Genomic DNA, 22,230 nt, shown 5'->3' with positions numbered 1-22,230 from the left:
CAGACACGAGGCCTGAGTCGGCGCGAACGAGAGCATGCGAGGCGGGAACCGGACGTTGACGGCAAGCGCCGAGGTGCCCGCTGTCGTAGACAGACGAAGAAAGCGCCCGAACGGGCCTAACCTTCTGGCCCGATAGCCCATTTTTTCGCGCGCGACGTCATCCGGTGGTTGCCCGCCTATCGGAGGATGCATAAGCTCCCCGCCGCGCGGCTTCGCCGCAGGCCGTTTCACGGCATCCTGGAGTCTAGAAATCTACCATGACAGTCGCCATCCCTGCCGTGACACGCCCGAAGACGCATCTTGCCGTCCTGGTCGTTCTCGGGGTCACCCATCTCCTCAACGACCTCATGCAGTCGCTGATCCCGGCCGCCTATCCGATCCTGAAGGACGCCTACGCGCTCGACTTCGTACAGATCGGCATGATCACGATGACCTTCCAGATTGCCGGGTCTCTGCTGCAGCCGGCGATCGGAATGGTCACGGACAAGCACCCTGCCCCCTATTCGCCGGTCGTCGGGATGATGTTCACGCTGTCGGGCCTGGTCAGCCTCGCCCTTGCCGATAGCTATGCCATGATCCTTGTCTCGGTCGCACTGATCGGCATCGGGTCGTCCATCTTCCATCCCGAAGCCACGCGCATGGCGCGCTATGCCGCCGGCGGCCGGCAGGGCTTGGCGCAGGGACTGTTTCAGGTCGGCGGCCAGGCAGGCGGTGCGCTCGGCCCGGTCTTTGCCGCGGTGATCATCGTTCCCTGGGGGCAGCCGAGCCTTGCGTGGTTCGCCGCCCTGGCGTTGCTGGCCATGATGCTTCTCGCCTGGATTGGCAGCAAGCAGCGCGAGATCAGCGCTGCATTCATGGCGCTGCGGGCGGAGAGCAAGAAGGCCGGCAGCGTCCGTCACGCGCCGGCAACGATCGCTGTCGCTCTGGTGGTCCTGACGCTGCTGATGTTCACCAAGAACGCCTACGGCGAAAGTTTCCGTTCGTTCTACACCTTCTACCTCATGGAAAGGTTCGGACTTTCCATTCCTTCCGCACAGATGATGTTGTTCATCTTCCTGCTCGCCTCGGCCGCAGGCGCACTGATCGGAGGCATTATCGGCGATCGCATCGGGCGGTACCGGATCATCTGGATCTCGGTTCTGGGGCCGCTTCCCCTGACGCTGATCCTGCCCCACGTCGATCTGTTCTGGACCGGCGTGCTGACGGTGATGATCAACCTGATCATGGCAAGCGCCTTTGCATCGATCCTGATCTACGCCATCGAACTGCTACCGAACCGCATCGGACTGATCGGAGGGCTGTTCTACGGCCTGAACTTCGGCTTGGGTGGCATTGCCGCAGCGCTTCTCGGCATATTGGCCGACCGCTACGGTGTCGAAACGGTCTATTATATCTGCTCGTTCCTTCCGCTTGCGGGGCTTCTCGCTTGGTTCCTCCCGAAGATCGAGGAGGGGCGCCATTGAGGGATACATCTTCGGTTTCCCCGCGGAGCAGGCAGGTGTGGCACGCGCCCGATTGAGGAATGACGCGACGCATTACATAATCACCCCGCGCTGGCGGCAGCGCTCCAATGAGAGGATAGCGACATGCATGAACTTGCAATTCTTGCCTCCATCCTGGGCGTCTTCCTGCTTGGAGCCATGAGCCCCGGCCCGAGCTTCATCGTCGTGTCGCGGATCGCGATTGCGCGGTCACGCGCCGATGGATTGATGGCAGCGGTCGGCATGGGCATTGGCGGCTTTTTCTTCGCCTGTATTGCGGTCGCTGGCCTGACGGCGATCCTCCTTCAGGTCGAATGGCTCAACATCCTCCTAAGGCTCGCCGGCGGCGCCTATCTCGTCTGGATCGGCATCGGCATCTGGCGGGCAGCACCGCAGAAGATTACGATTGCCGAGACGCCCGCCGACCAGCCGAGCACGCTCTGGAAATCCCTGCTACGGGGGCTCTTCGTTCAGATCTCCAACCCGAAGACGGCGATCTTCTACGCCTCGATGTTTGCCGCGCTGCTGCCGTCGCCGGCGCCCACCTGGATGCTTCTCGCTCTCCCCCCGCTGCTCTTCATCAACGAGTTCCTGTGGTACGCGATCGTCGCCCTCGGCTTTTCCTCCCAGGGGCCGCGGGTCGTCTATCTGCGCTCAAAGACCTGGATCGACCGCGCCGCCGGCGCCGTGGTGGGCGCACTTGGGCTGAAGCTGATGACGGATAGCGCACGAACGATCGCCTGACGCGCTTGTTCGAGCGTTGCCTTATCCGAATGGCCGGTCGGTGCTGGTCGTCGCCTGTGCCAGTGGCCTTGCGGCTGCATAGCCTCGCGGCGCCAGGCGTGCGGTGAGCGCGGCCGCGATGAGAATAGAACCGAGGTGCCACGTCCAGCCGGCGGCAAAGCTTCCGGTCAGGTCGTGGAGTGCGGACACGATCATCGGCGGTGTGGCCGCCAGCAGAAAACCACCGCCTTGCATCACGGCCGATAGCGCAGTTGCCTGTGCGGGGTCGGCCAGATGATCGAGCGCGACCACCATCGACAGGGCGAAGCAGCCGCCGAGCCCGGCGCCGGTCAGCGCGACGAACGCAAACGGTGCTGCATGCGGCGCGAAGGCAAAGCCCGCAAAGCCTGCGAACTGGCACCCGAGCGTGAACCACAGCCACGGCCGCCGGTCCATCCCGTTGCGGCAGGCCAAGACCGGCAGGATGAGCGCAGCCGCTGCCTGGAAGACCGCCATGACCGCGAGCAGACTGCCGCTCGCCGAAGGGCCCCAGCCAAGCTGCTGGTAGTGTGGAGCGAGCCAGACCACCACCGAAGTGTAGCCGCCATTGACCAGACCGAAGAACACCATGAGGAGCCAGGCCCGCGGCTTCGTGAGCAAATTTCGGACGAGATTGCCCTCCGGTTTCCGTGGGCCGTCGCTGGGAAGCGCGACCCAGGCAACAGCGACGGCGACAACGCCGAGCGCTGCCAGCGAACCGAGCCCGATGCGCCAACTGCCAGTCAAGTCCGAGATGACAGGAGACGCCTGCGCTCCCAAGGCGCCGCCGCCCAGCAGCATCGCCGAGTCTGCATATGTTTTCCTGTCGTCGAATTGTCGCCCGAACGGGAAATCCCGCAACAGGTCTTGCTTTGTGAGCGCCCGGAAGGAGCGCTCGATCTCCGAGGCTGAGTGCCCTCTCAGGCTAGCCGCGCATAATGCTCAAAACCCACCGCCTTCAAGGCTGGCGTCTGGTGGACGTAGCCTGGCGGATGGATCGGGCTGCGCAATTCCCGCGCGCCGAGGGTTCGGCTGCGACATTGATCGGGATGCACGATCGGCACTGCGGACAACAGTTGCGCCGACGCAGGATGCCTTGATCGCCCGCAAAGTCGGTTCCATCCCGCTCGGCTTGTTCGCCAGCGCCGACTACATCGCGCGCCGGGGACGGCCGGGCTCCTTGGCCGATCTCGCCAGTCACGACGTCCTCGGGCCGTATCGCTCCCCCGTCGACATGAAGATCGGCAAGAGCGCCGCACCAGAACTACCCCCGATGCGCTATGCGATGCGGACGGATTGCCATCCCGCGCGCATTGCCGCGACACGGGCCGGCCTCGGCATCACGATCATGCAGGTTCCGATCGGAGAGAGGGACCCAGGACTTCAGCGTCTCCTGCCGGAGGTAGTGGTGACGTCACTGGATACCTGGATCGTCGCCCACGAGAATCTCAGATCGGTGGCCAGGATCGCAGCGGTGTTCGATTACCTGGTCGCAGCCTTTGCCGATTTCATTAAAGGGGATGGCAAATCTCCACGCAGTGCAGGCTGAGGTAGCGGCCTTCGACCGCAACCCTGCGGGCGGCCGGCACGAGGGCGCGGCCGCCGGCAGCTAGATCCGATCACCGGATGGGTCGCCGCAACAGGTTGATCGTGTTGAGCGCGGTGACGATGGCGAGCGGGAATTGGGCAATCCCCGTCAATTCAAAGAGAAAATCGTCCGGCAACCGGTACACCGGCTCGGGAAACAGGAACCGTGCCGCATCCGTTCCGAAGCCGAAATAGGCGATATTCTTGATCACATGGTTCCAGCCTCCCTCGTAGATACCGATCATCGCGACCGGGAAGGCGAGCACGACAAGGGCCGCCAGCCATATCGCGACACGTCCGGCCATGGTCCCGCCCTTTGACCGACCGACATACAGAGCGGTTGTTATGATGATCGCCGCCGGCACGGCCAAATGGACGATGTGGAGGCGCCACGGTGTTTCATAGATATAGGCGCCATAGGCGTGGTGCAGGCTCGTCAGAGCGAGCAGCAGAAGCGCACCGGCACCGGCTTTTCGAAAAGGCGAAGAGAGAGGCGACGTTGCGGAAAGTTCAACCATGGCTGTTCCTCGATGTTGACTAGACGACAATCGGCTAGCACGATCCGGAACATGGTGTTCGGAAGTTGCGAAACAGACGGGCACCACTTGTACCGAATTGGACTGGAGCGCGCGCTCGTCCGGAAAAAGGAGAGCAAACTTGGCGATCGATCGACGCGTGGCCCGAACGCGCACGGCGCTTTATGAAGCGCTTCTCGCCTTGATACGCCGCAAGCACTACGAGCTGATCACCGTCGAAGACATCCTGACCGAGGCGAACATCGGACGATCGACGTTCTATGCGCACTTCACGTCGAAAGACGACCTTTTGAAACGCAGTCTGGAACGTCTTCGCGATCTGCTGGTGACTGCAAAGGACAAGGCGATCTCGTCGGCACGCCATGAAGAAGCATGGGATCCCAGCCGCGCCTTGTTCGAGCACGTCGCCGAACACGCCGACATCCAGGTCGCGCTTGCCGGCGGACGCGGAGGCGGCATCGTGCGCGATGCGGTCGATGATGTGCTTGCGGAAGTCCTCCGCCAGTCGCTTCCTGGCACGATGCATGCCGCTCTTCCCCGCGACCTCGTGATCCGCCACATGGTCTCCACGTTCAACGCCGTTTTGCGGTGGTGGCTGGAAGAGCGACCGGAAATGCCTCCCCGCGAAGTCGACGCTGCGTTCCGAAAACTGCTGCTTGACGGCCTGCCGTCGGAGACGTGCCGGCCCTTCATCATGACTTCGTGACCGGCAGCCTGCGCGCAACCGGACTTTGCTCCGCCGCGAACACGACGGGTACTCAGAGAGAAGATCGGGCACCTAGTGGGTGCAGAGCATTCGGGCGTCGAAGGCCCTTTGCGCCTTGATGAAGCGCGCCGCGATGGCATTCTTCAAACCATCCGGGTGCACTTGAAGCACGCCACCGGACTCACCGGCCTCGGCCCGCCTGAACGACCGTGACGGCGATCATGTGGAACACGTCGTTGGCGTTGCAGCCGCGCGAGAGGTCGTTGGCGGGCTTGGCAAGACCTTGCAGGATCGGGCCGATCGCGGTCGCGCCGCCGATGCGTTGGGCGATCTTGTAGCCGATGTTTGCCGCGTCGAGGTTGGGGAAGACGAAGACATTGGCCTCGCCATGTAGCGCCGATTGCGGCGCCTTTGCCGCGCTGACGGCTTCGACGAAGGCGGTGTCGAACTGCAATTCCCCGTCGATCACCAGCCCTGGTGCCGAGGCATGGGCGAGCCGCGTCGCCTCCACCACCTTCGAAACGCGCTCATGCGCAGCACTGCCCGCCGTCGAGAAGGAGAGCATTGCCACCTTCGCCGGCTTGCCGGAGAGCGCCTCGTAGGAGCGCGCCGAGGTTACCGCGATATCAGCAAGGCCGGTGGCATCAGGATCCACAATCAACCCGCAATCGGCGAAGACGAAGGCACCCTTCTTTTCGTGGTGCGGCGCGCAGAGCATCATCAGGAAGAAGCTCGACACCAGGCCGACATCCGGTGCCCGGCCGATGGTCTGGAGTGCGGCGCGCACCGTATCGGCGGTGGTGGCGACAGCCCCCCCGACCGTTCCGTCTGCGTGATCCTCGCGCACCATCATGGCCGCAAAAACGAGCGGCGAGCGAACGGCTGCGGCGGCTGCGGCTTCATCGATACCTTTGCCACGCCGGAGGTCGTGGTAGGCGGCGGCAAGATGCTCAGTCAGCGGAGACGAAGCCGGATCCTCGATGCGGATTTCGTCTGGGCTGCCGCCGGCGGCGTGCAGTTGCGCCGCGACGATCTTCCTGTCGCCCACGAGCGTGATCGCGGCAATGCCGGCACGCGACGCACGCAAGGCGCCTTCGACGATCCGTGGGTCTTCGCCTTCGGCGAGCACGATATGGCGCGGCGCGGCTTCTGCAGCCTCGAGTATGCGGTCGAGCGGTTTCATCAGGCGTGCCCCAGATAGTGAATGCCGACGAGGATGAAGAGAGCGATGAAGACGGTTTCGGCGACGATCAGCGCGACCGCGTCGCCACCGACGTCGAGCACGCGGCGAAGTGACGTCCGCATGCCGACGGCGACGATGCCGGCGAGCAGCGCCCAGCGCGATGTCTCCATGCCGGCCTTGGTGACCATTTCCGGAACGAAACCGAAGGAATTCAGCGCCGCAAAGATCAGGAAGGCGACGACGAAGCCAGGCAGCAGCGGCGGGCGCTTGCCGGTTTCGCCTTCGGGCTGCGGTACCCTGCGCAGCGACAGGGAGAAGATGAGGACGACTGGTGCGAGCATGGTGACGCGGATCAGCTTGACGAGTGTGGCCGTCTCGCCCGCCTCCGGCGAGACCGAGAAGCCGGCGCCGACGACCTGCGCGACGTCATGGATGGTGCCACCGAAGAAGATGCCGGTGGCGCGCGCGTCCAGCCCCATGGTCTGGGCAAGAATCGGGTAGGCAATCATCGCAAGCGTAGAGAGCACCGTGACCGACAGCACGGTGAAGATCAGATTACGCTCGGAGAACTCGTTCTTCGGCAGCACCGCTGCGATCGCCATGGCCGCCGACGCGCCGCAGATCGCGACCGAACCGCTGGTGATGAGCGCAAGCCGCCAGCCGCGACCGAGCAATTTTGCGGCAAGCAGTCCGAAGCCGATGGTCGCGGCGATGGCCGAGATGAGCAGCAGGATCGTGCTTGCGCCAAGGCCGATCAGGAGGTCGACGCTGATGCGCATGCCGAGCAGCGCCACGCCGATGCGCAGCACCTTCTTGGCGCAGAAATCGATGCCGGCGACGCAGCGCCCTTCCTCGGACAGGAAATGAAAGGCGATGCCGAGCAGCAGCGCCATCAGCATGGCCGGTGCGCCGTAGTGATCGGAAAGGAACTGTGCGGCGACGGCGACGGCCGCGGTAACGGCAAAGCCCGGCCAGTAGGCCGCAAAGCCGGAGGGTACGCTTCGGAAGCGTTCGTGGACGGAGGCGACGAAGGTCATGGTTCTGTTCCGGTCATCTGCGAGAAGCTTCGCCCCGCCCGGGCGCACCGGGCGGGGCTTGAGGTAGAGCGTGGATCAGGCGCGCTTCTGCGGACGCATGTCGGCGCGGTCGATGCCGGCGACCGGCACGGGCTTCTTCATGGCGTCACGGCGGAAAGGTTCGCCGAGCTCCTGGTTGAGGATGACTTCGATGAATGTCGTCACGCCCTTTTCCTGGTCGGCGATCGCGTTGGAAAGCGCTTCGGTCAGGGCCGCGGTCGTGTTGACGGCCACCCCCTTCAGGCCGCAGCCCTCAGCCACCTTCGCGTAGGAGAGGTTGGGGTTGAGCTCCGTGCCGACGAAGTTGTTGGCGTACCAGAGCGTCGTGTTGCGTTTCTCCGCGCCCCATTGGTAGTTGCGGAAGATCACCATGGTGATCGCCGGCCAACCCTCGCGGCCGATCGAGCCCATTTCATTCATGGAGATGCCGAAGGCACCGTCACCAGCAAAGCCGACCACCGGCACGTCAGGGCAACCGATCTTGGCGCCGACGATCGACGGGAAGCCGTAGCCGCAGGGGCCGAACATGCCCGGCGCCAGATACTTTCGGCCGGCTTCGAAGGTCGGATAGGCATTGCCGATCGCGCAGTTGTTACCGATGTCGGTCGAGATGATCGCTTCCTTCGGCAAGGCCGCCTGGATCGCCCGCCAGGCCTGGCGCGGCGACATGCGGTTCGGCTCGCGCGAACGTGCGCTTTCGTTCCATTCCGTGCCCGGATCATCGTCCTCGTGGTCCATCGAGGAGAGCTGCTGCTGCCAGGCTGAGCGGGTCTGGTGGATTGCAGCCTTGCGCTCTTCGCGTCCGGTGTCGCCTGCCGTTGGCGAGAGCAGCTCGAGTATCTGGCGGGCGACCTGCTTGGCATCGCCGCAGATGCCGACCGATACCTTCTTGGTCAGGCCGATCCGGTCGGCGTTGATGTCGACCTGGATGATCGAGGCGTTCTTCGGCCAGTAGTCGATGCCGTAGCCCGGGAGCGTCGAGAATGGATTGAGCCGCGTGCCGAGGGCGAGAACGACATCGGCCTTGGAGATCATCTCCATCGCCGCCTTCGAGCCGTTATAGCCGAGTGGGCCGACCGAGAGGCGATGGCTGCCGGGGAAGGCGTCGTTGTGCTGGTAACCGCAGCAGACCGGCGCATCGAGACGCTCGGCGAGCTTCATGCTATCGGAGATGGCATTGCCGATGACAACGCCGGCGCCGTTGAGAATGACCGGGAACTTCGCTTCCGACAAAAGCTTGGCGGCTTCGGCGATCGCCTGCGGACCGCCCGCCGGACGCTCGAAACGAACGATCGCCGGCAGGTCGACGTCGATCACCTGGGTCCAGTAGTCGCGCGGAATGTTGATCTGCGCCGGAGCACAACCGCGCCAGGCCTTCTCGATGACGCGGTTGAGGACTTCCGGGATGCGCGAGGGATCACGCACTTCTTCCTGGTAGCAGACCATCTCCTCGAACATCGCCATCTGGTCGACTTCCTGGAAACCGCCCTGCCCGATCGTCTTGTTGGCCGCCTGGGGCGTGACCATCAGAAGCGGCGTGTGGTTCCAGTAGGCGGTCTTGATCGCGGTGATGAAGCCGGTGACGCCGGGGCCGTTCTGGCCGATTGCGACCGACATCGTGCCGGTCGCGCGGCTGAAGCCGTCGGCCATCATACCCGCATTGGTCTCGTGGGCGCAGTCCCAGAACTTGATGCCGGCCTTCGGGAACAGGTCCGACACCGGCATCATGGCCGAGCCGATGATGCCGAAGGCATGTTCGAGGCCATGCATCTGAAGAACTTTGACGAAGGCTTCCTCGGTGGTCATTTTCATGGGGTGGTTCCTTTCCTGGTATTATTTCAAAGAGTTAGAGGATCTCGTCACGGAGGTAGTACCAGCGGTACATTCCCCATTGGCCAAGCCGTCGGAACGGCGTCAGAAGCCCGTGGCCCGGCAAGGGTGATGTGAAGATGGGAAGGTCGAGGCCGCCGCCTTTGCCAGCGACCATCTGCGCCATGCGACGGCCGGCCTGGGCGGAATACATGACGCCGTTGCCGCCATAGCCCATGGCGTAGAACAGCCGCTGGCTCGGGTCCGGCTGGAAGATGCGCGGCATCATGTCGTGGCTGACATCCACCCACCCCCACCAGGAGTAGTCGATGTCGATGCCGCGAAGCGCCGGGAACTTGCGGTAGAGACCGGCAAGCAGCAGCTCGAGGTGCTTCGGGTTGCTCGCGTCGCGTCCGGTAATGGCGCTGCGGCTGCCGATCTGCACGCGTCCGTCAGGCAGCATGCGGTAATAGTGCCGCAGCGTGCGTGTGTCGGTGAGCGGGATGCGCGTCTTGAAGTTCAGCGCCTGCTGCTCGCTTTCGCTCAGCGGCCGCGTGACGATCGAGTTCGACAGGATCGGCATCAGCCGGTGACGGGTGAGCGCATTCATCCCCGGCGAGGTATAGCCGGCCGTCGCAATGCAGACGGCACGCGCTTTGACCGTTCCGCTAGGCGTCGTCAGGTAATGCACGCCGCCCTTGGCGGTGCAGTCAAGCACCGGGCTCGACGTATGGACCTTGGCGCCCAGCTTGCGGGCAAGCTTGAGGTAGCCGAAGGCGAGCTTGGCCGCATGAATGCCCATGCCGTCGGGCTCGTACATCGCGCCGCGCGCTTCCTCGTCGCGGACGAAGTCGCGGTGGATCTCGTCGCGCGAAACCATGCGGGCGCGATAGCCGAAGGTATCGTTGAGGACGCGGACCTCGCTTTGCAAAGCCGGCAGCATCTTGTCGCGATGGGCGATATAGAGGTGGCCGCCATCCTGCGGATCGCAGTCGATTTCTGGTTCACGAACAAGCGAGCGGAAAAGGTCGAAGCCCTCAGAGATCTCCGCGTGCATCTTGCGGGCAACGTCCACGCCCCAGCGGGCGATCCATTGCGAGCGCTTCAGCCGGCCGGCGGAGATTTGCGCCTGCCCGCCGTTGCGGGTGCTGCAGCCCCAGGCGACACCATTGGCCTCGAGCACCGTTGCCTTGATGCCGTGCTCGCGCGCCAGATGGATGGCGCAGGAGAGGCCGGTATAGCCGGAACCGATGATCGCGACGTCGACATCGATATCGCCCGTGACCGGACCGTCGTCCTCCGGTTCCGGACCGGCCGTGCCGATCCAGTAGGTCGGCGCATAGTCCTTGCCCGTGCCGGGGCTGCGGGCATGGTTAGGGTCATAGGCCGGATCAAACGGCTCTTTGGCAGGCTTGATAGGGGTGGCGCGCAGTTGCATGGCTTTCGCTCCAGGCCATTAGTAGCGGGGCTGCAGGACCGGGCGGTTCTTGCGGAACGCCTGCTTGCGCACGATCTTGCCGTTGCGGAAGGTGAAGAGGTCGCAGCCTTCGGCCTCGATGCGGCTGCCGTCGGCAGCCGTCCCCGAAAAAGTCCACTCGGACACGCCGCGGTCACCGTCCACGAAGTGGCTGTGGTTGGCCCATTCGGCATCCGGCATCGATTTCCAGACGCCGCTGAAGGCATCGGCGATCGGACCAGTACCGACGAAACGGTTGCCGTAGACCTCGGGGCCGCCAACCGCGTTGAACACGCAATCCTCGGAAAAGAAGTGCATGACCCCATCGATGTCATGCCGGTTGAAGGCATCGAACAAGGTTTTGAGATCGGTTGCCGTCAGTGTCATGGTCCTGTCCTTTGGCTTGATCGTCAGGCATGGCTTCGCCGGAGACGGGAAAGACCGTCTTCAAAAGGCCGCCAGGCCTTATTCAGTTGAAGTGTCGGAGGTGGTCGCCGGTTAGAGGCGGCCCTTCCAGGGGATCAGCGCCTTTTCGAGGTAGCGGATCAAAAGATCGAAGGCGAATGCGAAGATGCCGATGATGAAGATGCCCATGATCACCGTATCGCTTTCGAGGTTCTCGGCGGCGTTGAGTACCATGAAGCCGAGGCCTCGGTTGGCCGCCACCATTTCCGCGGCCACCAGGGTCGTCCAGCCGACGCCGATACCGATGCGCATGCCGGTGAAGATCTCGGGCAAAGCCGCCTTCATGATCACCTGGCTGATCACCTGGCCACGGGTGGCGCCCATCGCATAGGCCGCGTGGATCTGCTCGGTAGAGACAGAACGCACCCCTGCCCTTGCGGCAATCGCCATCGGGGCGAAGATCGCCAGATAGATCAGGAAGACCTTCGGGAACTCGCCGATGCCGAGCCAGATGATGACGAGCGGCAGGTAGGCAAGCGGCGGCAGCGGCCGGTAGAATTCGATGATCGGGTCGAACAGTCCGCGCACGAAGCGGTTGACGCCCATCAGTACGCCGATCGGCACAGCGGTCACCAATGCCAGCAGGAAGGCGCCGAAGACGCGGCCGATACTGGCGAGCGTGTGCTGCATCAAGGTCGAGTTCGAAACGCCGTCGGTCATCGCCAGCATGAACTTGTCCCAGACCGCCAGAGGCGACGGTAGGAAGAGCGGCTTGACCCAGCCGCCCTCGGTCACGAGAAACCAGAGCGCGACGATCACGACCGTTGTCGAAAAGCTGATGAGGCCGCTGTTTCCGTCACCGGGAGCGCCGAAGATCTTGCCGGCCTTTACGGGCTTGGCCCGGGTCACTCTGTCAAGCATGGGCCACCTCCGGGTTGCCGGACGCGCGTTCGTCGCCATAGATGATGCCGAGCACTTCTTCGCGCATGCGGATGAATTCCGGGCTGGACTTGATCGCGCGCGCATTGCCCTCGGCGAGGAAACGCTTGTTGAAGTTGAGCTCGTAGGTGTGGGTGATGCGGCCCGGGCGCGGCGACATGACGATCAGCCGCGAGCCGAGGAACAGCGCTTCCTCCACACTGTGGGTGATGAAGAAGAACATCTTGTTGGTGAGCTGCCAGACCTTCAAGAGCAGTTCCTGGATGGTCTCGCGCGTCAGCGCGTCGAGCGCTGCCATAGGCTCGTCCATCAGGAGCATCGCGGGGTCGCAGGTCAACGCCCTTGCTATGCCCACACGCTGCTGCATGCCGCCCGACAGATGATAGATCATGTGGCGGTGAAAGTCCTGCAGGCCGACAAGTGCCAGGTTCTTGGTGGCAAGCTCCCGCCGGGTCGCCTTGTCGACGCCACGCAGCTTGAGGCCGAATTCAGTGTTCTCCATGACGTTCAGCCACGGCAGAAGCGCGTGTTTCTGGAAGACGACGCCGCGTTCGGCGCCCGGGCCGTTGACCTGGTGGTTGCCAAGCGTGATGTCACCTTCCGACGGCGCCATGAAGCCTGCCATCAGGTTGAGCAAGGTAGTCTTGCCGCAGCCCGAGGCACCGAGGGCGACGACGAAGTCGCCGCTGTTGATGGTAAGATTGACGCCTTTCAGGGCGATGATCGCCTGGTCCGAGTAGAGGCCCGGATAGGTCAGACTGATGTTTCTGACGCTGAGTGTTTCCATGAGAAATGCCTCCCTGCACCTCGGTCACGGTCTATGATGGTGCGCCGGCCGCTCCTCAACGGCCGGCGCAATCGGCAGCTTAGCCTATTGTGCGGCCGCCTTGGCAAAGTCGGCGTTCACGTAAGGCGCATAGTCGTCGAGCGACTGGCTGATCTGCTTCTGCTCGACGAGGAATTTGGCGCTTTCGGTCAGCGCACGCGTGGCGCCGCCGCCGAGCCAGACCTCGGAGGCTTGCTCATCCGCATTCGGGAACGAAAGCAGGCGTAGGGCTTCGACCGTGCTCGGACCATCGCCGCCGATCAGCTTGACGATGCCTTCGACCTGAGGCGATTCCTCCGTCCATGCCGCCTTGTTGGCGTTGTAGTCGGCATAGGCATCGGCCAGAACCTTGGTGAAGGCTTCCATGAGTTTCGGATTTTCCGCGGCCCAGGCCTTGTCCACCACCAGCCCGTCGAAGGTCGGGACGCTCGCAGCGCCGATTACTTCAGAGTCGGAAATCGTCTTGCCGGTCTTCTGGATTTCCGAGAGCGCCGGCGGCCAGACATAGGCGGCGTCGATATCGCCACGCTGCCAAGCGGCCACGATCTGTGGTGGCTTCAGGTTCAGAATTTCCACCTCGCGCGGATCGACGTTCCAGACCTTGTTCATGCCGACCAGCAGGTGGAAATGCGACGTCGAGACGAACGGCACGGCAACCTTCTTGCCTTTCAGGTCTGCCGGCGTCTCGATGCCCGAACCCTCACGGGCGACCAGCGCTTCCGACTGGCCGATATTGTCGAGGATCCAGAAAAGCTGCAGCTCGACACCGCGCGTTGCGGCAGATGCCGTGCCGGTCGAACCGAGAACCCCGATCGGCACGTCGCCCGAGGCGAGCGCCGTGGTGATGTCGCCGGCCGAGCTGAACTGGCGCCAGTCGATCGAATAGCCGGCCTCCTTGGCGGCTGCATCGAAGCGGCCATCGGCGATCGCGGCCACGAACGGGCCCACGATCTGCTGATAGCCGACGACGAGTTTCGTTTCGGCATAAGCGACGCCGGATGCGGCGAGGCTCGCGACTATACTGGCCGCCGCGGCCAGTCGTCTGAAATGTCCATGTAGCATTCGTCTTCCTCCTCTTTGTTTATTCCCTTTTGTTTATTCGCTGACCGTTTCTCCGGTCTTGTTGATGACGATAAGGCCGAGATCCGGCTTGCGTTATATCCAGTCTGGAAGTTGAATAGATCCAGTTTAACGTCGCCAAGGGGAGCAGGCGCCGTGCAGATGAACGTTTCAGAAACCATTTTTTTCATCGACCGAGAGAGCGGTATCGGCCTGCAGGCGCAGCTGCGTGAGACAGTCGTTTCGGCCGTGCTCGCCGGACGGGTGCAGCCGCGCGCGCATCTGCCGTCGAGCCGAAAGCTCGCCGACTATCTCAGGATTTCGCGCATCACGGTGACGCTCGCCTATCAGGAGCTGATCAACCAGGGTTACGTCGAGGCGGTCAACCGCAGTTCGTATCGGATCTCCGGCAATCCGCCGGGCATGGATGTGGAGGGGGAGCGTCCATCCGCCGGGTCCAATCCGGTCGACTGGAGCCGTAAGATCAAGATGAGCTTCGGCGTCGTGCGCCAGGTCGCCAAGCCGCTGGACTGGCGGCGCTACCCGTTCCCCTTCCTCTATGGCCAGATGGATCCGACGCTCTTCGACCTCAATGCCTGGCGCGACTGTGCCCGCCGCGCTCTGGCGCGCGAGGACTTCGTGCTGATGGCGAGCGACTTTGCCGCGGCCGACGACGTGCGGCTGGTGAACTATATCTGCTCCCGCACGCTGCCGCGCCGCGGCATCCACGCCACGCCGGACGAAATCCTCGTTACCGTCGGCGCGCAGAATGCGCTCTGGATCGTGACCCGCCTGATCCTGGAGAAGGGCTCCGCCGCCGTCTGCGAAAACCCTTGCCACCCCGATATCAGCGCCTCGCTGCTGTTGAGCGGTGCGGATGTCACGACCGTCGATGTCGATGGCGAGGGCCTGTCACCGGATGCCTTACCGGAGAAGGTGGACGCCGTTTTCGTGACCCCGAGCCATCACTCGCCAACCGGCGCGACCATGCCGGTCGACCGGCGAACGCAACTGCTGCAGGCTGCGGAGGAACGGGATTTCGTCATCGTCGAGGACGATTACGAGTTCGAGATCAGCTACCTCGCCCCGCCCTCGCCGGCGCTGAAGGCGCTCGATCCGTCGGGTCGGGTGCTCTACATCGGCAGCTTCTCGAAGTCGCTGTTTCCCGGGCTTCGGCTTGGCTACCTCGTCGCACCTGCCCCCTTCATTCGCGAGGCGCGCGCGCTTCGCTCGCTGATGCTGCGTCATCCGCCCGGGCATCTTCAGCGCACCGCAGCCTATTTCCTCGCGCTCGGCCATTATGACGCCGTGCTCCACCGCATGCGGACCGAATATCACAAACGCCATGTGATCATGGCCGAGTCCCTACGCAGGGCGAACTTGAAAGTCGCAGGCTCCTCGACCTTCGGCGGCACGTCTTTCTGGATGGAGGGACCGGAAGGGCTCGACGCCGACCGGCTGGTCAGCGAATTGCGGCAGGACGGCGTGCTGGTCGAATCCGGCTCGCCCTTCTTCCCCAGAAGCGACCAGCCCTGCCGCTACTTCCGGATGGGATATTCGTCGATTCCGAGCACAAGCATTGCCGAGGGCGTTGCCCGCGTCCGCGCCCGCATCGACACGCTTTGCGGCGGGAGCGAGCAAACCTTCATCGCAAAGTGACAAGGCGGTGCGCGCCCTGGCCTGAAAGCCATCTCACTTGTTCAGAACGTTGCGAGCGACAACCGTAGCGGGCCGATCAGTCGCCACCAAGATTGTCGCCATAATCGTATTCATGATTGTCGACAAAAGCGTTGACAAATACTTTTGGCGTGCGATGGTGCCGCCTAGCAGCAACGAGCTAGGGAGGAGCAGGTTGATGCAAGGGCTTCAGAAGACAGCGTACTCGCACGTCTTTTCGCGATACCAAACATACCCGCCTGCACCGCCGGGCCGGCACGCCTGACATCTCCTCATTCGCACGCCATTCCAAGCGTGCACCGCCGAACATTGGGTTTCTGAGCCGCATCCATAAGCGGCGCAGAGATGTGTCCCTGTTCGAGTCGATGTCTGGCGTTGGCCATCGAACGACCGCTATCGACAACAGGATCTGGCGCTTCAAGCATTGCCAGGAGGCTTTCGCTTGGGCGCATCGCCATCCAAGAACGCCAGTTGATCAAGATCCCCGCATAGGCACTCAAAGGTCTTTGCGGTGATCGACACGACCGCGAAGGTCATGCCCGCGCCAACGATAGATCATGCCACTGGCCGCCCTTACCGGGCGGCGAGACGGACGGCCTGTGCGCCGTTCATGCCTCTTAAAAAGAAGATTCCCGTCAAGGGGACCGGTGACCTCAACAAAGGAGAACAGCAGAATGCTCAAGAAACTGATCCTCGCAGCCGCCATGTCGACGGCGCTTTCCGCGGCGGCTCACGCGGAGACGCTCAAATGGGGCTCTTCGCGCGATATCTACTCGCTCGACCCCTATTCCTATGGCGACAGCTACACGCTGTCCTTCCTCAATCACGTCTATGAAGGGCTCGTCCGCTTTGACGCCGACCTGAAGATCGAGCCGGCCTTGGCGACCTCCTGGGAGACGGTATCGGACACCGTCTGGCGGTTCCATCTGCGCGAGGGCGTCAAGTTCCACAATGGCGCCGATTTCACGGCCGATGACGTGATCGCCTCGCTGACGCGGGTTAGCGATCCGGCATCACCGCTGCGGGGCAACCTCCCGGCCTACAAGTCTGCGAAGAAGGTCGACGACCGCACTGTCGATATCGAACTGACCGGCCCCTATCCCCTGCTCTTGAACGACCTGACGAACATCCACATTTTCGACGCCACATGGCTCGCCGACAACAATTCGCTGAAGCCGACAGATGTCGGCAAGAAGATCGAGGGCTACGCCACCTATCACACCAACGGTACGGGCCCGTTCAAGCTCGAAAGCCGCACGCCCGACAGCAAGACCGTTCTCGTCAAGAACGACGAGTGGTGGGACCCGGCGAAATCCAACATCGATCGCATCGAGTTCACGCCGATCGTCTCGGCCGCGACACGCGTGGCGGCACTGCTGTCAGGCGAGATCGACTTCACTGAGAATGCGCCGGCGCAGGATCTTCCACGCCTTGTCGCGCAGCCGGACCTGAAGGTCATGGAGCGCACGGACCTTCGCACCATCATGATGGGCTTCAACCGCAAGCCGAAACTGGCTGACGGCGTCGACAACAAGTTCAACGACCTGCGTGTCCGCCAGGCCGTCGCCCACGCGCTCGACACAGAGCTCATCCAGAAGCGGGTCATGCGCGGCAAGTCGAGGACAGCGGGTGCGATCGTTGCGCCGGAGATCCCGGGATATGTCGAGGCACTGGACAAGGTCGTACCGTACGATCCCGAATTGTCGAAGAAACTGCTTGCCGAGGCCGGCGCCAGCGATCTCCCCTTCACGCTCGTCTGCACGAACGAGGCCTATGTCAACGAAGAGGAGCTTTGCCAGAGCATCGTCAACATGCTGAGCCGCGCCGGCTTCAAGCCCCAGCTCGACATCGGCCCGACGGCCGCACAGGCGCCCAAGCGCACGGGCGGTCTGTCGGACGTCTACATCATCGGTTGGGCGAACGAGCCGATGCTCGACAGCTATTCTATCCTGCTTCAGATGATCGAGACGAGGAGCGACAAGGCGGGCGTCTTCAACTGGGGCGGCTGGAGCTATCCTGAGATCGACAAGCTGATCATCCAGGCCTCGACGGAAATGGACCGGACGAAGCGGCTCGATCTGCAGACCAAGGCAATGCAGATGGTCAAGGACGAGATCATCATGCTGCCGCTGCACCAGCAGCCAATGGCCTGGGTGATGAGCAACAAGATCGATAAGGTCGCTCAGCTCGCCGACAACAAGCCGCGCCATTGGCTCACGCATATCGCGGAGTAGCTCTGTTGCGGAGCTGAAACGGCGGACCGTCGCAGCTCCCCTTCACTACCAGATAGGCTCAGCCGGAGCCGGCAGCGTGGATGCTGCCGGCTCCCTTCGTCTCTCGTCCGTCTAGATCAGCCAGTCGGCGTCGAGCGCATAGGCCTCGATGGAATCGATCTTCATCTCCGCCCCATCGTCAAAATCGCCATCGGGCGAACCGGCCATTCCGCCGACCGCGAGATTGACGAGCATATACATCGGCTCGTGCATGTCCGCTGGTGTATCGGCGCGGGCGATCTCCGTGTCGTCGAAGTACCAGACGATCTCGTCTTCCGTCCAAAGCACGCCGTAGTCGTGGAACCCGTCGGTATCGGCGACTTGCGCGCCGTCTCGGACGATCGTGTGCTCGCCGTTTTCGTTGGAATGGGCGGTGGTGATGACGGTGTTGGCGTCCTGCCCGCGCATTTCGACGACATCAAGCTCCGGCGGCCAGGAACCGTCGGCGGGGAGCAGCCAGAAAGCGGGCCAGGCGCCTTGATCGTCCGGCATGTCGGCCCGCATCTCGAAGTAACCGTAGGTCTGGGCAAAGGACGAATAGGTCGTCAACATTCCGGACGTGTAGTCATAACCGCCGATCTCGGACTGGATCGCCTCCGGTCCACGTTCTGCGGTGATCGTTAGAACACCATCCTCGACCGAAAACGGGTTGGCGGATGCGGTCGGCCCGTAGCTCGGATTGATGTACCATTGCAGTTCACCGTTTTCCGAGAGCGTCGCCCCCTCCTCCGGCGCCCACCAGTATTTCGCATCCCAAATGCCGCTCGTGCCGTCGGTGAGCTGAAGCATCTCGAAATCGTCCGAGAAGGTCTGCGTCAGGCCGGATCGGTCCAGGCTCAACTGGAACTGGCCTTCTTGCAATTCATCGGCTGTCGTATCCGCCAGGACCAGGCTTTCGCCATCGTCGAGATGGAGGCGGAGATCGTTTCCCTCCTGGGCCGCACTCGCCAGCACCTCTTCGAACGAGGTGATCCCGTATCCGTCGAGGCGGATGGTATCGTTGGAGCTGAAATCGGCGACAAGGTCGCTGCCGTTGCCGCGCTTGAGCGCGAAGGTATCCGCGCCGCCGGAACCGATCAGCACGTCGTTGCCGGCGCGTCCATCGATGGTCTGGCTGCCGGAGCCACCGGCAATGATGTTGTCGGCGGCATTGCCGAAGGCGTGTCGGCCGTCACCGGTGACGGTCAGGTTTTCGAAGTTCTCCGGCAAGATGTAGCTCATCCAGGTATCGATCGTGTCGATCCCTTCGCCGGGCGCCTCTTCGGCCCGGTTCGCCGATGAATAGAGGTAGTAGATGTCGTCGCCCGTGCCGCCGAACATGGTCACGTCGACGGAACTGTCGCCCCAGATCGAATCGTTACCGGGTGTTCCGTAGAGCGTGGACCCGGATCCGGTTGCGGAAAACCATGCGGTCGAACTTCCGCTGTAATGAAGCGGTTGTCCAAGGGCGTTCATGGCTGTTCTGCTCATCGAGAAGTCTCCTGTTTACTGGAGTGCCCCTTCCCGATGAACACCTCTAGCATCTAGAGCTGTGGCCTGTCGCCCACACCGGCGACATTTGCGAAGAATCTCGAATGAAGGCCTTCGGCTTGGAAGCCGAAAGGGTGTCAAAACCACCAACCGAAAGCGAGCGCATCGGTCGGACCGACCTAGGCGTATTTGGACGCGAGAAGGGCTGCGAGCTCCGCCTGACAGTTCACGAGCGGGCGCGTGTCCTGACTGGCTTTTGCCATCGCCATGGCGCCGGAATAGGCGGCGATGATGAAGGTCGCGAGACTGTTAGGTTGAATGTCCGCGACGCGTTTCAGGCGGATGTCTTCGTGGAATCGCGCCGCCAGCGCTTTCTCCCAGGCGTCGAAAATCGCACCCAGTGCCTCCTGCATCTCGTCATCGTGCTTGGAGACTTCGATCGCCATATTGTTCAGCGGGCAGCCGGAGACGGAACCGTTCTCGGAGAGTTCTTTGATGATCTCGGTGATTATCCGATCAATTGCTGCAGGCGTATCGCTGGCGGTACGCAGCGGGTCGATCCACGTCTCCTGCACCGCCTCAGCGACGCGATCGCGGATAACGGCCAATCCAAGTTCTCTTTTGGCCGGGAAGTGGTGCGCCATTGCACCGCCCGACACGGAAGCCGTCGCGCGCAGTTCCGACATTCCCGTCGCGAGGTATCCTTGCGTGACAAAGGCCTGATAGGCCGCATCCACGATCCTGCGGCGCACCGCTTGCGGGTCGTTGGTTCTTTTGTGTTCGATCATGACCGTCGCCTGACAATTCGATTCACATAGTGCCTTGACAAAACAGGTCGATCAACCTGTTATTAAAAACAGGACAATCGACCTGTTTTGGAGGAATCATGAAACCGCACGCCGTTTACGAACTTCGCCGCTACCGACTTCATCCCGGCGGAAGGGAGCGCCTGATCGATCTGTTCGACCGCGAATTTGTCGATCCGCAGGAAGCGCTTGGAATGCGTGTCGAAGGTGAATTCCGCGACTGCGGTGATCCCGACGCCTTCGTCTGGGTACGGTCCTTTGCGGATATGGAGACGCGAACGGAGGCGTTGGCGGCCTTTTATTCGGGGCCGGTCTGGAAAGAGCATGGATCTCTAGCAAACGAGACGATGCTCAACTCGGACAACGTGTTGCTGCTGAAGCCTGTCGCCGGCACACAGCCGTTTGCCCGCAATCTTGCAAGGGAGAAGCAGGCACGGTCGACCAAAGGTCTCGTCACTGTGAACATCTGCTCGCTGGCCCCCGGCACGGAGGACCGTTTCGCCGCATTCTTCATCGCCGAGGCGCTGCCGATCTTCGAAGAAGCCGGCGCTCGAATCGATGCGGTTTTCGTCACCGAGCGCAGCGCAAACGCCTTCCCGAGGCTCCCCGTCCGTCAAGGCGACACGGTGCTTGCCTGGTTTGAAATGCATGAGGACGAGGACGGCCTTTCACGGCATCAGGAGCGGTTGAGCAACGACGTCAGATGGACCAATGAGGTCTTTCCTCGAATGGATAGCCAGTGCTGGCGAAGGATCGAGGTTTCGAGGCTGACCCCGACGTCGCGCTCGCTCTGCACCCTGTAGCCGTCGCTCATCCACTATGGCACGGCACGCATAGGCGATAACCGCCGGGAACCTATCCTGGCGGAACCAAACCGGCCTCCAAACGTTGTGTTGGGTTAGGGGAGGCACGGGATGAAACACACGGATGTTCGAACAGTCGACAGCTCCCAGATCAAGCATATCTGGGACGTCGCGGATTATTGCCGGCGGACCGGAATTCACAAGACCGAAGAGCTGCGCCTTATCAAGGTGCTTGGCAGATACGCAACCAGCCACGAGCTTCAGATGAACATCGTGCGCGTTCAGACGCGCATCCGCTGAAGTTTTGACTTGGGAATTGCGGGAACGATCACCGGCGTGTTCGGTGGCCGATTTCGGCTTTTGACCATTCGGAAATTCCTGAGCGTCTTCGGTAGCTTAGTCGACGAACTTGACGATGACGCCAGGCTTGACCATCGCCGCCAACTCCTCCGCATCCCAGTTGGTCAGGCGAACGCATCCGTGCGATCCCGACTTGTCGATCATCGAAGGTTCGGGCGTCCCGTGGATTCCGTAAGTGGGCTTCGAGAGATCGATCCAGACGGTGCCGACCGGGCCGTTCGGGCCACCCGGCAAGGTCAGGACCTTTCGGTTATCGCCCTGCTTGAAGTTGATCCTCGGATTGTAGACGTAGGGCGGCATTCGGGCGACGCCTTTGACCTCGTGCGTTCCCGAAGGAGACGGTGTCTCCCTGCTGCCGATGGTCGCCGGATAGGCCGCGATCAGCGTACCATCAGCGCTAAGCGCCAAGATTTGACCGGTGCGCCGGTGTGCTTCGATGCGTTTGACCGTTCCTTGCCTCGGCGCGCCTGGGTTCACAACGGAGACCGTATCACCGACCGAGAACGTTGAAATCGGAGTGAGTGCCTTGAGGAGATCGATATCCATGTGGAAGCGCTCGGCCAGCCTCTCGGCAACGCTCGTGTATGCGAGCTGATCCATCTTCGCCTGCTCGGAATAGTCTTCGGGAATCTCAGCCACCAGCCCTTTGACGTCGTCCTCGGAGATGACATAGGGCTCGACCACCGTCGTCTGGTCCAACAGTCGCTCGATCACGTCGGCGTCCAGTTTTCCGTCAGCGGGCAGGCCTTGCATGGTCTCGAAGGCGGCGATCGCCTTGGCGACATTCTCGCCGGCGAATCCGTCGATCACGCCGGGCGAAGTCCCTGCCCGATCGAGAAGAACCTGAAGCCGGACGATGGCCGCATCCGGCGTGTCCGAGACCTCGGTCGTCCGCTCCAACGTGGTGGGCGTGATCGAAGCGCGGTCGATGGCTTCGGGCTGAAGCGTCTGGGCATTGGCCAGCACGGCGGGGGATAGCAACATCAGCGCTGCCCAAAGAACTTTGTTTTCCATGA

At 62.5% G+C, this 22,230-nt stretch carries 21 protein-coding genes; 8 read left to right on the top strand and 13 right to left on the bottom strand.

Annotation, left to right across the window (positions count from 1 at the left end; translation table 11 throughout):
* Positions 1-257: 257 nt before the first annotated feature.
* Positions 258-1,463 (top strand): MFS transporter, encoded by a 1,206-nt coding sequence (locus JVX98_RS00730; RefSeq protein ID WP_156134048.1) that lies wholly within the window; start codon positions 258-260, stop codon positions 1,461-1,463.
* A 123-nt stretch (positions 1,464-1,586) separates the two neighbouring features.
* Entirely contained in the window at positions 1,587-2,225 is a 639-nt protein-coding gene (locus tag JVX98_RS00725; protein WP_205236523.1) for a LysE family translocator, read from the top strand.
* Between the two features lie 21 nt (positions 2,226-2,246).
* Here the strand turns inward: JVX98_RS00725 and JVX98_RS00720 are convergent, their stop codons facing one another.
* The gene (locus JVX98_RS00720) at positions 2,247-3,104 is read right to left on the bottom strand and encodes an MFS transporter (protein WP_246764836.1); all 858 of its coding nucleotides are present in this window, start codon (positions 3,102-3,104) and stop codon (positions 2,247-2,249) included.
* A gap of 235 nt (positions 3,105-3,339) precedes the next feature.
* Here JVX98_RS00720 and JVX98_RS32630 point away from each other — a divergent pair, with 235 nt between their 5' ends.
* Complete coding sequence (locus JVX98_RS32630; protein WP_205236522.1) at positions 3,340-3,792, top strand: LysR substrate-binding domain-containing protein; 453 nt, start codon at positions 3,340-3,342, stop codon at positions 3,790-3,792.
* 70 nt (positions 3,793-3,862) lie between these two features.
* On the opposite strand, the gene JVX98_RS00710 is transcribed toward JVX98_RS32630, so the two are convergent.
* A complete protein-coding gene (locus JVX98_RS00710) occupies positions 3,863-4,348 on the bottom strand; it encodes a hypothetical protein (protein ID WP_205236521.1) in 486 nt (161 codons plus the stop codon).
* 139 nt (positions 4,349-4,487) lie between these two features.
* Between JVX98_RS00710 and JVX98_RS00705 the strand changes: the two genes are divergently transcribed.
* Positions 4,488-5,072, top strand: coding sequence for a TetR/AcrR family transcriptional regulator (locus JVX98_RS00705; protein ID WP_205236520.1), 585 nt, complete (start codon positions 4,488-4,490; stop codon positions 5,070-5,072).
* Between the two features lie 181 nt (positions 5,073-5,253).
* Here the strand turns inward: JVX98_RS00705 and pta are convergent, their stop codons facing one another.
* The 8 genes from pta to tauA all read right to left on the bottom strand — a co-directional run bounded on the left by pta (position 5,254) and on the right by tauA (position 13,828).
* Positions 5,254-6,255 (bottom strand): phosphate acetyltransferase, encoded by a 1,002-nt coding sequence (gene pta, locus JVX98_RS00700; protein ID WP_205236519.1) that lies wholly within the window; start codon positions 6,253-6,255, stop codon positions 5,254-5,256.
* Complete coding sequence (locus tag JVX98_RS00695; RefSeq protein ID WP_205236518.1) at positions 6,255-7,292, bottom strand: YeiH family protein; 1,038 nt, start codon at positions 7,290-7,292, stop codon at positions 6,255-6,257. Before JVX98_RS00695 ends, pta begins: the two co-directional genes overlap by 1 nt.
* A 75-nt stretch (positions 7,293-7,367) precedes the next feature.
* A complete protein-coding gene (xsc, locus tag JVX98_RS00690; protein WP_205236517.1) occupies positions 7,368-9,143 on the bottom strand; it encodes a sulfoacetaldehyde acetyltransferase in 1,776 nt (591 codons plus the stop codon).
* 34 nt (positions 9,144-9,177) lie between these two features.
* On the bottom strand, positions 9,178-10,578 hold the full coding sequence (locus tag JVX98_RS00685) for an FAD-binding oxidoreductase (protein ID WP_205236516.1): 1,401 nt from the start codon (positions 10,576-10,578) through the stop codon (positions 9,178-9,180).
* An 18-nt stretch (positions 10,579-10,596) separates the two neighbouring features.
* Positions 10,597-10,977 carry a nuclear transport factor 2 family protein gene (locus JVX98_RS00680; protein ID WP_205236944.1) on the bottom strand — a complete coding sequence of 127 codons (381 nt, stop codon included), beginning with the start codon at positions 10,975-10,977 and terminating at the stop codon, positions 10,597-10,599.
* A gap of 117 nt (positions 10,978-11,094) precedes the next feature.
* Positions 11,095-11,922, bottom strand: a complete 828-nt coding sequence (locus tag JVX98_RS00675; RefSeq protein ID WP_043615155.1) for an ABC transporter permease subunit — start codon at positions 11,920-11,922, stop codon at positions 11,095-11,097.
* Positions 11,915-12,727 carry a taurine ABC transporter ATP-binding protein gene (locus tag JVX98_RS00670; RefSeq protein WP_043615157.1) on the bottom strand — a complete coding sequence of 271 codons (813 nt, stop codon included), beginning with the start codon at positions 12,725-12,727 and terminating at the stop codon, positions 11,915-11,917. Before JVX98_RS00670 ends, JVX98_RS00675 begins: the two co-directional genes overlap by 8 nt.
* Before the next feature lie 84 nt (positions 12,728-12,811).
* Complete coding sequence (tauA, locus tag JVX98_RS00665; RefSeq protein ID WP_205236515.1) at positions 12,812-13,828, bottom strand: taurine ABC transporter substrate-binding protein; 1,017 nt, start codon at positions 13,826-13,828, stop codon at positions 12,812-12,814.
* 159 nt (positions 13,829-13,987) lie between these two features.
* On the opposite strand from tauA, the gene JVX98_RS00660 reads away from it, so the two are divergent.
* The gene (locus JVX98_RS00660) at positions 13,988-15,484 is read left to right on the top strand and encodes a PLP-dependent aminotransferase family protein (RefSeq protein WP_205236514.1); all 1,497 of its coding nucleotides are present in this window, start codon (positions 13,988-13,990) and stop codon (positions 15,482-15,484) included.
* 692 nt (positions 15,485-16,176) lie between these two features.
* Positions 16,177-17,736, top strand: a complete 1,560-nt coding sequence (locus tag JVX98_RS00655) for an ABC transporter substrate-binding protein (RefSeq protein WP_205236513.1) — start codon at positions 16,177-16,179, stop codon at positions 17,734-17,736.
* Between the two features lie 111 nt (positions 17,737-17,847).
* Here the strand turns inward: JVX98_RS00655 and JVX98_RS00650 are convergent, their stop codons facing one another.
* Positions 17,848-19,245: a family 16 glycosylhydrolase gene (locus tag JVX98_RS00650; protein WP_205236512.1), complete on the bottom strand. Its 1,398-nt coding sequence runs from the start codon at positions 19,243-19,245 to the stop codon at positions 17,848-17,850.
* 179 nt (positions 19,246-19,424) lie between these two features.
* Positions 19,425-20,033 carry a TetR/AcrR family transcriptional regulator gene (locus JVX98_RS00645; protein WP_205236511.1) on the bottom strand — a complete coding sequence of 203 codons (609 nt, stop codon included), beginning with the start codon at positions 20,031-20,033 and terminating at the stop codon, positions 19,425-19,427.
* Positions 20,034-20,131: 98 nt separating this feature from the next.
* Here JVX98_RS00645 and JVX98_RS00640 point away from each other — a divergent pair, with 98 nt between their 5' ends.
* Both JVX98_RS00640 and JVX98_RS00635 read left to right on the top strand, forming a co-directional pair.
* The gene (locus tag JVX98_RS00640; protein WP_205236510.1) at positions 20,132-20,854 is read left to right on the top strand and encodes an NIPSNAP family protein; all 723 of its coding nucleotides are present in this window, start codon (positions 20,132-20,134) and stop codon (positions 20,852-20,854) included.
* A gap of 111 nt (positions 20,855-20,965) precedes the next feature.
* On the top strand, positions 20,966-21,154 hold the full coding sequence (locus JVX98_RS00635; RefSeq protein WP_205236509.1) for a hypothetical protein: 189 nt from the start codon (positions 20,966-20,968) through the stop codon (positions 21,152-21,154).
* 96 nt (positions 21,155-21,250) lie between these two features.
* On the opposite strand, the gene JVX98_RS00630 is transcribed toward JVX98_RS00635, so the two are convergent.
* Positions 21,251-22,228, bottom strand: coding sequence for a L,D-transpeptidase (locus tag JVX98_RS00630; protein ID WP_205236508.1), 978 nt, complete (start codon positions 22,226-22,228; stop codon positions 21,251-21,253).
* Positions 22,229-22,230: the final 2 nt, after the last annotated feature.

The sequence above is a fragment of the Ensifer sp. PDNC004 genome (assembly GCF_016919405.1).
Taxonomy (GTDB): domain Bacteria; phylum Pseudomonadota; class Alphaproteobacteria; order Rhizobiales; family Rhizobiaceae; genus Ensifer.
This window is presented reverse-complemented; position numbering and strand designations above follow the sequence as displayed.

Excerpts from the sequence above, each read along its gene's own strand:
- JVX98_RS00730 (WP_156134048.1), top strand. The coding sequence starts at position 258 with ATGACAGTCGCCATCCCTGCCGTGACACGCCCGAAGACGCATCTTGCC.
- JVX98_RS00725 (WP_205236523.1), top strand. The coding sequence starts at position 1,587 with ATGCATGAACTTGCAATTCTTGCCTCCATCCTGGGCGTCTTCCTGCTT.
- JVX98_RS00710 (WP_205236521.1), bottom strand. The coding sequence starts at position 4,348 with ATGGTTGAACTTTCCGCAACGTCGCCTCTCTCTTCGCCTTTTCGAAAA.
- pta (WP_205236519.1), bottom strand. The coding sequence starts at position 6,255 with ATGAAACCGCTCGACCGCATACTCGAGGCTGCAGAAGCCGCGCCGCGC.
- JVX98_RS00695 (WP_205236518.1), bottom strand. The coding sequence starts at position 7,292 with ATGACCTTCGTCGCCTCCGTCCACGAACGCTTCCGAAGCGTACCCTCC.
- xsc (WP_205236517.1), bottom strand. The coding sequence starts at position 9,143 with ATGAAAATGACCACCGAGGAAGCCTTCGTCAAAGTTCTTCAGATGCAT.
- JVX98_RS00685 (WP_205236516.1), bottom strand. The coding sequence starts at position 10,578 with ATGCAACTGCGCGCCACCCCTATCAAGCCTGCCAAAGAGCCGTTTGAT.
- JVX98_RS00675 (WP_043615155.1), bottom strand. The coding sequence starts at position 11,922 with ATGCTTGACAGAGTGACCCGGGCCAAGCCCGTAAAGGCCGGCAAGATC.
- JVX98_RS00670 (WP_043615157.1), bottom strand. The coding sequence starts at position 12,727 with ATGGAAACACTCAGCGTCAGAAACATCAGTCTGACCTATCCGGGCCTC.
- tauA (WP_205236515.1), bottom strand. The coding sequence starts at position 13,828 with ATGCTACATGGACATTTCAGACGACTGGCCGCGGCGGCCAGTATAGTC.
- JVX98_RS00660 (WP_205236514.1), top strand. The coding sequence starts at position 13,988 with ATGAACGTTTCAGAAACCATTTTTTTCATCGACCGAGAGAGCGGTATC.
- JVX98_RS00655 (WP_205236513.1), top strand. The coding sequence starts at position 16,177 with ATGCTCAAGAAACTGATCCTCGCAGCCGCCATGTCGACGGCGCTTTCC.
- JVX98_RS00650 (WP_205236512.1), bottom strand. The coding sequence starts at position 19,245 with ATGAGCAGAACAGCCATGAACGCCCTTGGACAACCGCTTCATTACAGC.
- JVX98_RS00645 (WP_205236511.1), bottom strand. The coding sequence starts at position 20,033 with ATGATCGAACACAAAAGAACCAACGACCCGCAAGCGGTGCGCCGCAGG.
- JVX98_RS00640 (WP_205236510.1), top strand. The coding sequence starts at position 20,132 with ATGAAACCGCACGCCGTTTACGAACTTCGCCGCTACCGACTTCATCCC.
- JVX98_RS00635 (WP_205236509.1), top strand. The coding sequence starts at position 20,966 with ATGAAACACACGGATGTTCGAACAGTCGACAGCTCCCAGATCAAGCAT.
- JVX98_RS00630 (WP_205236508.1), bottom strand. The coding sequence starts at position 22,228 with ATGGAAAACAAAGTTCTTTGGGCAGCGCTGATGTTGCTATCCCCCGCC.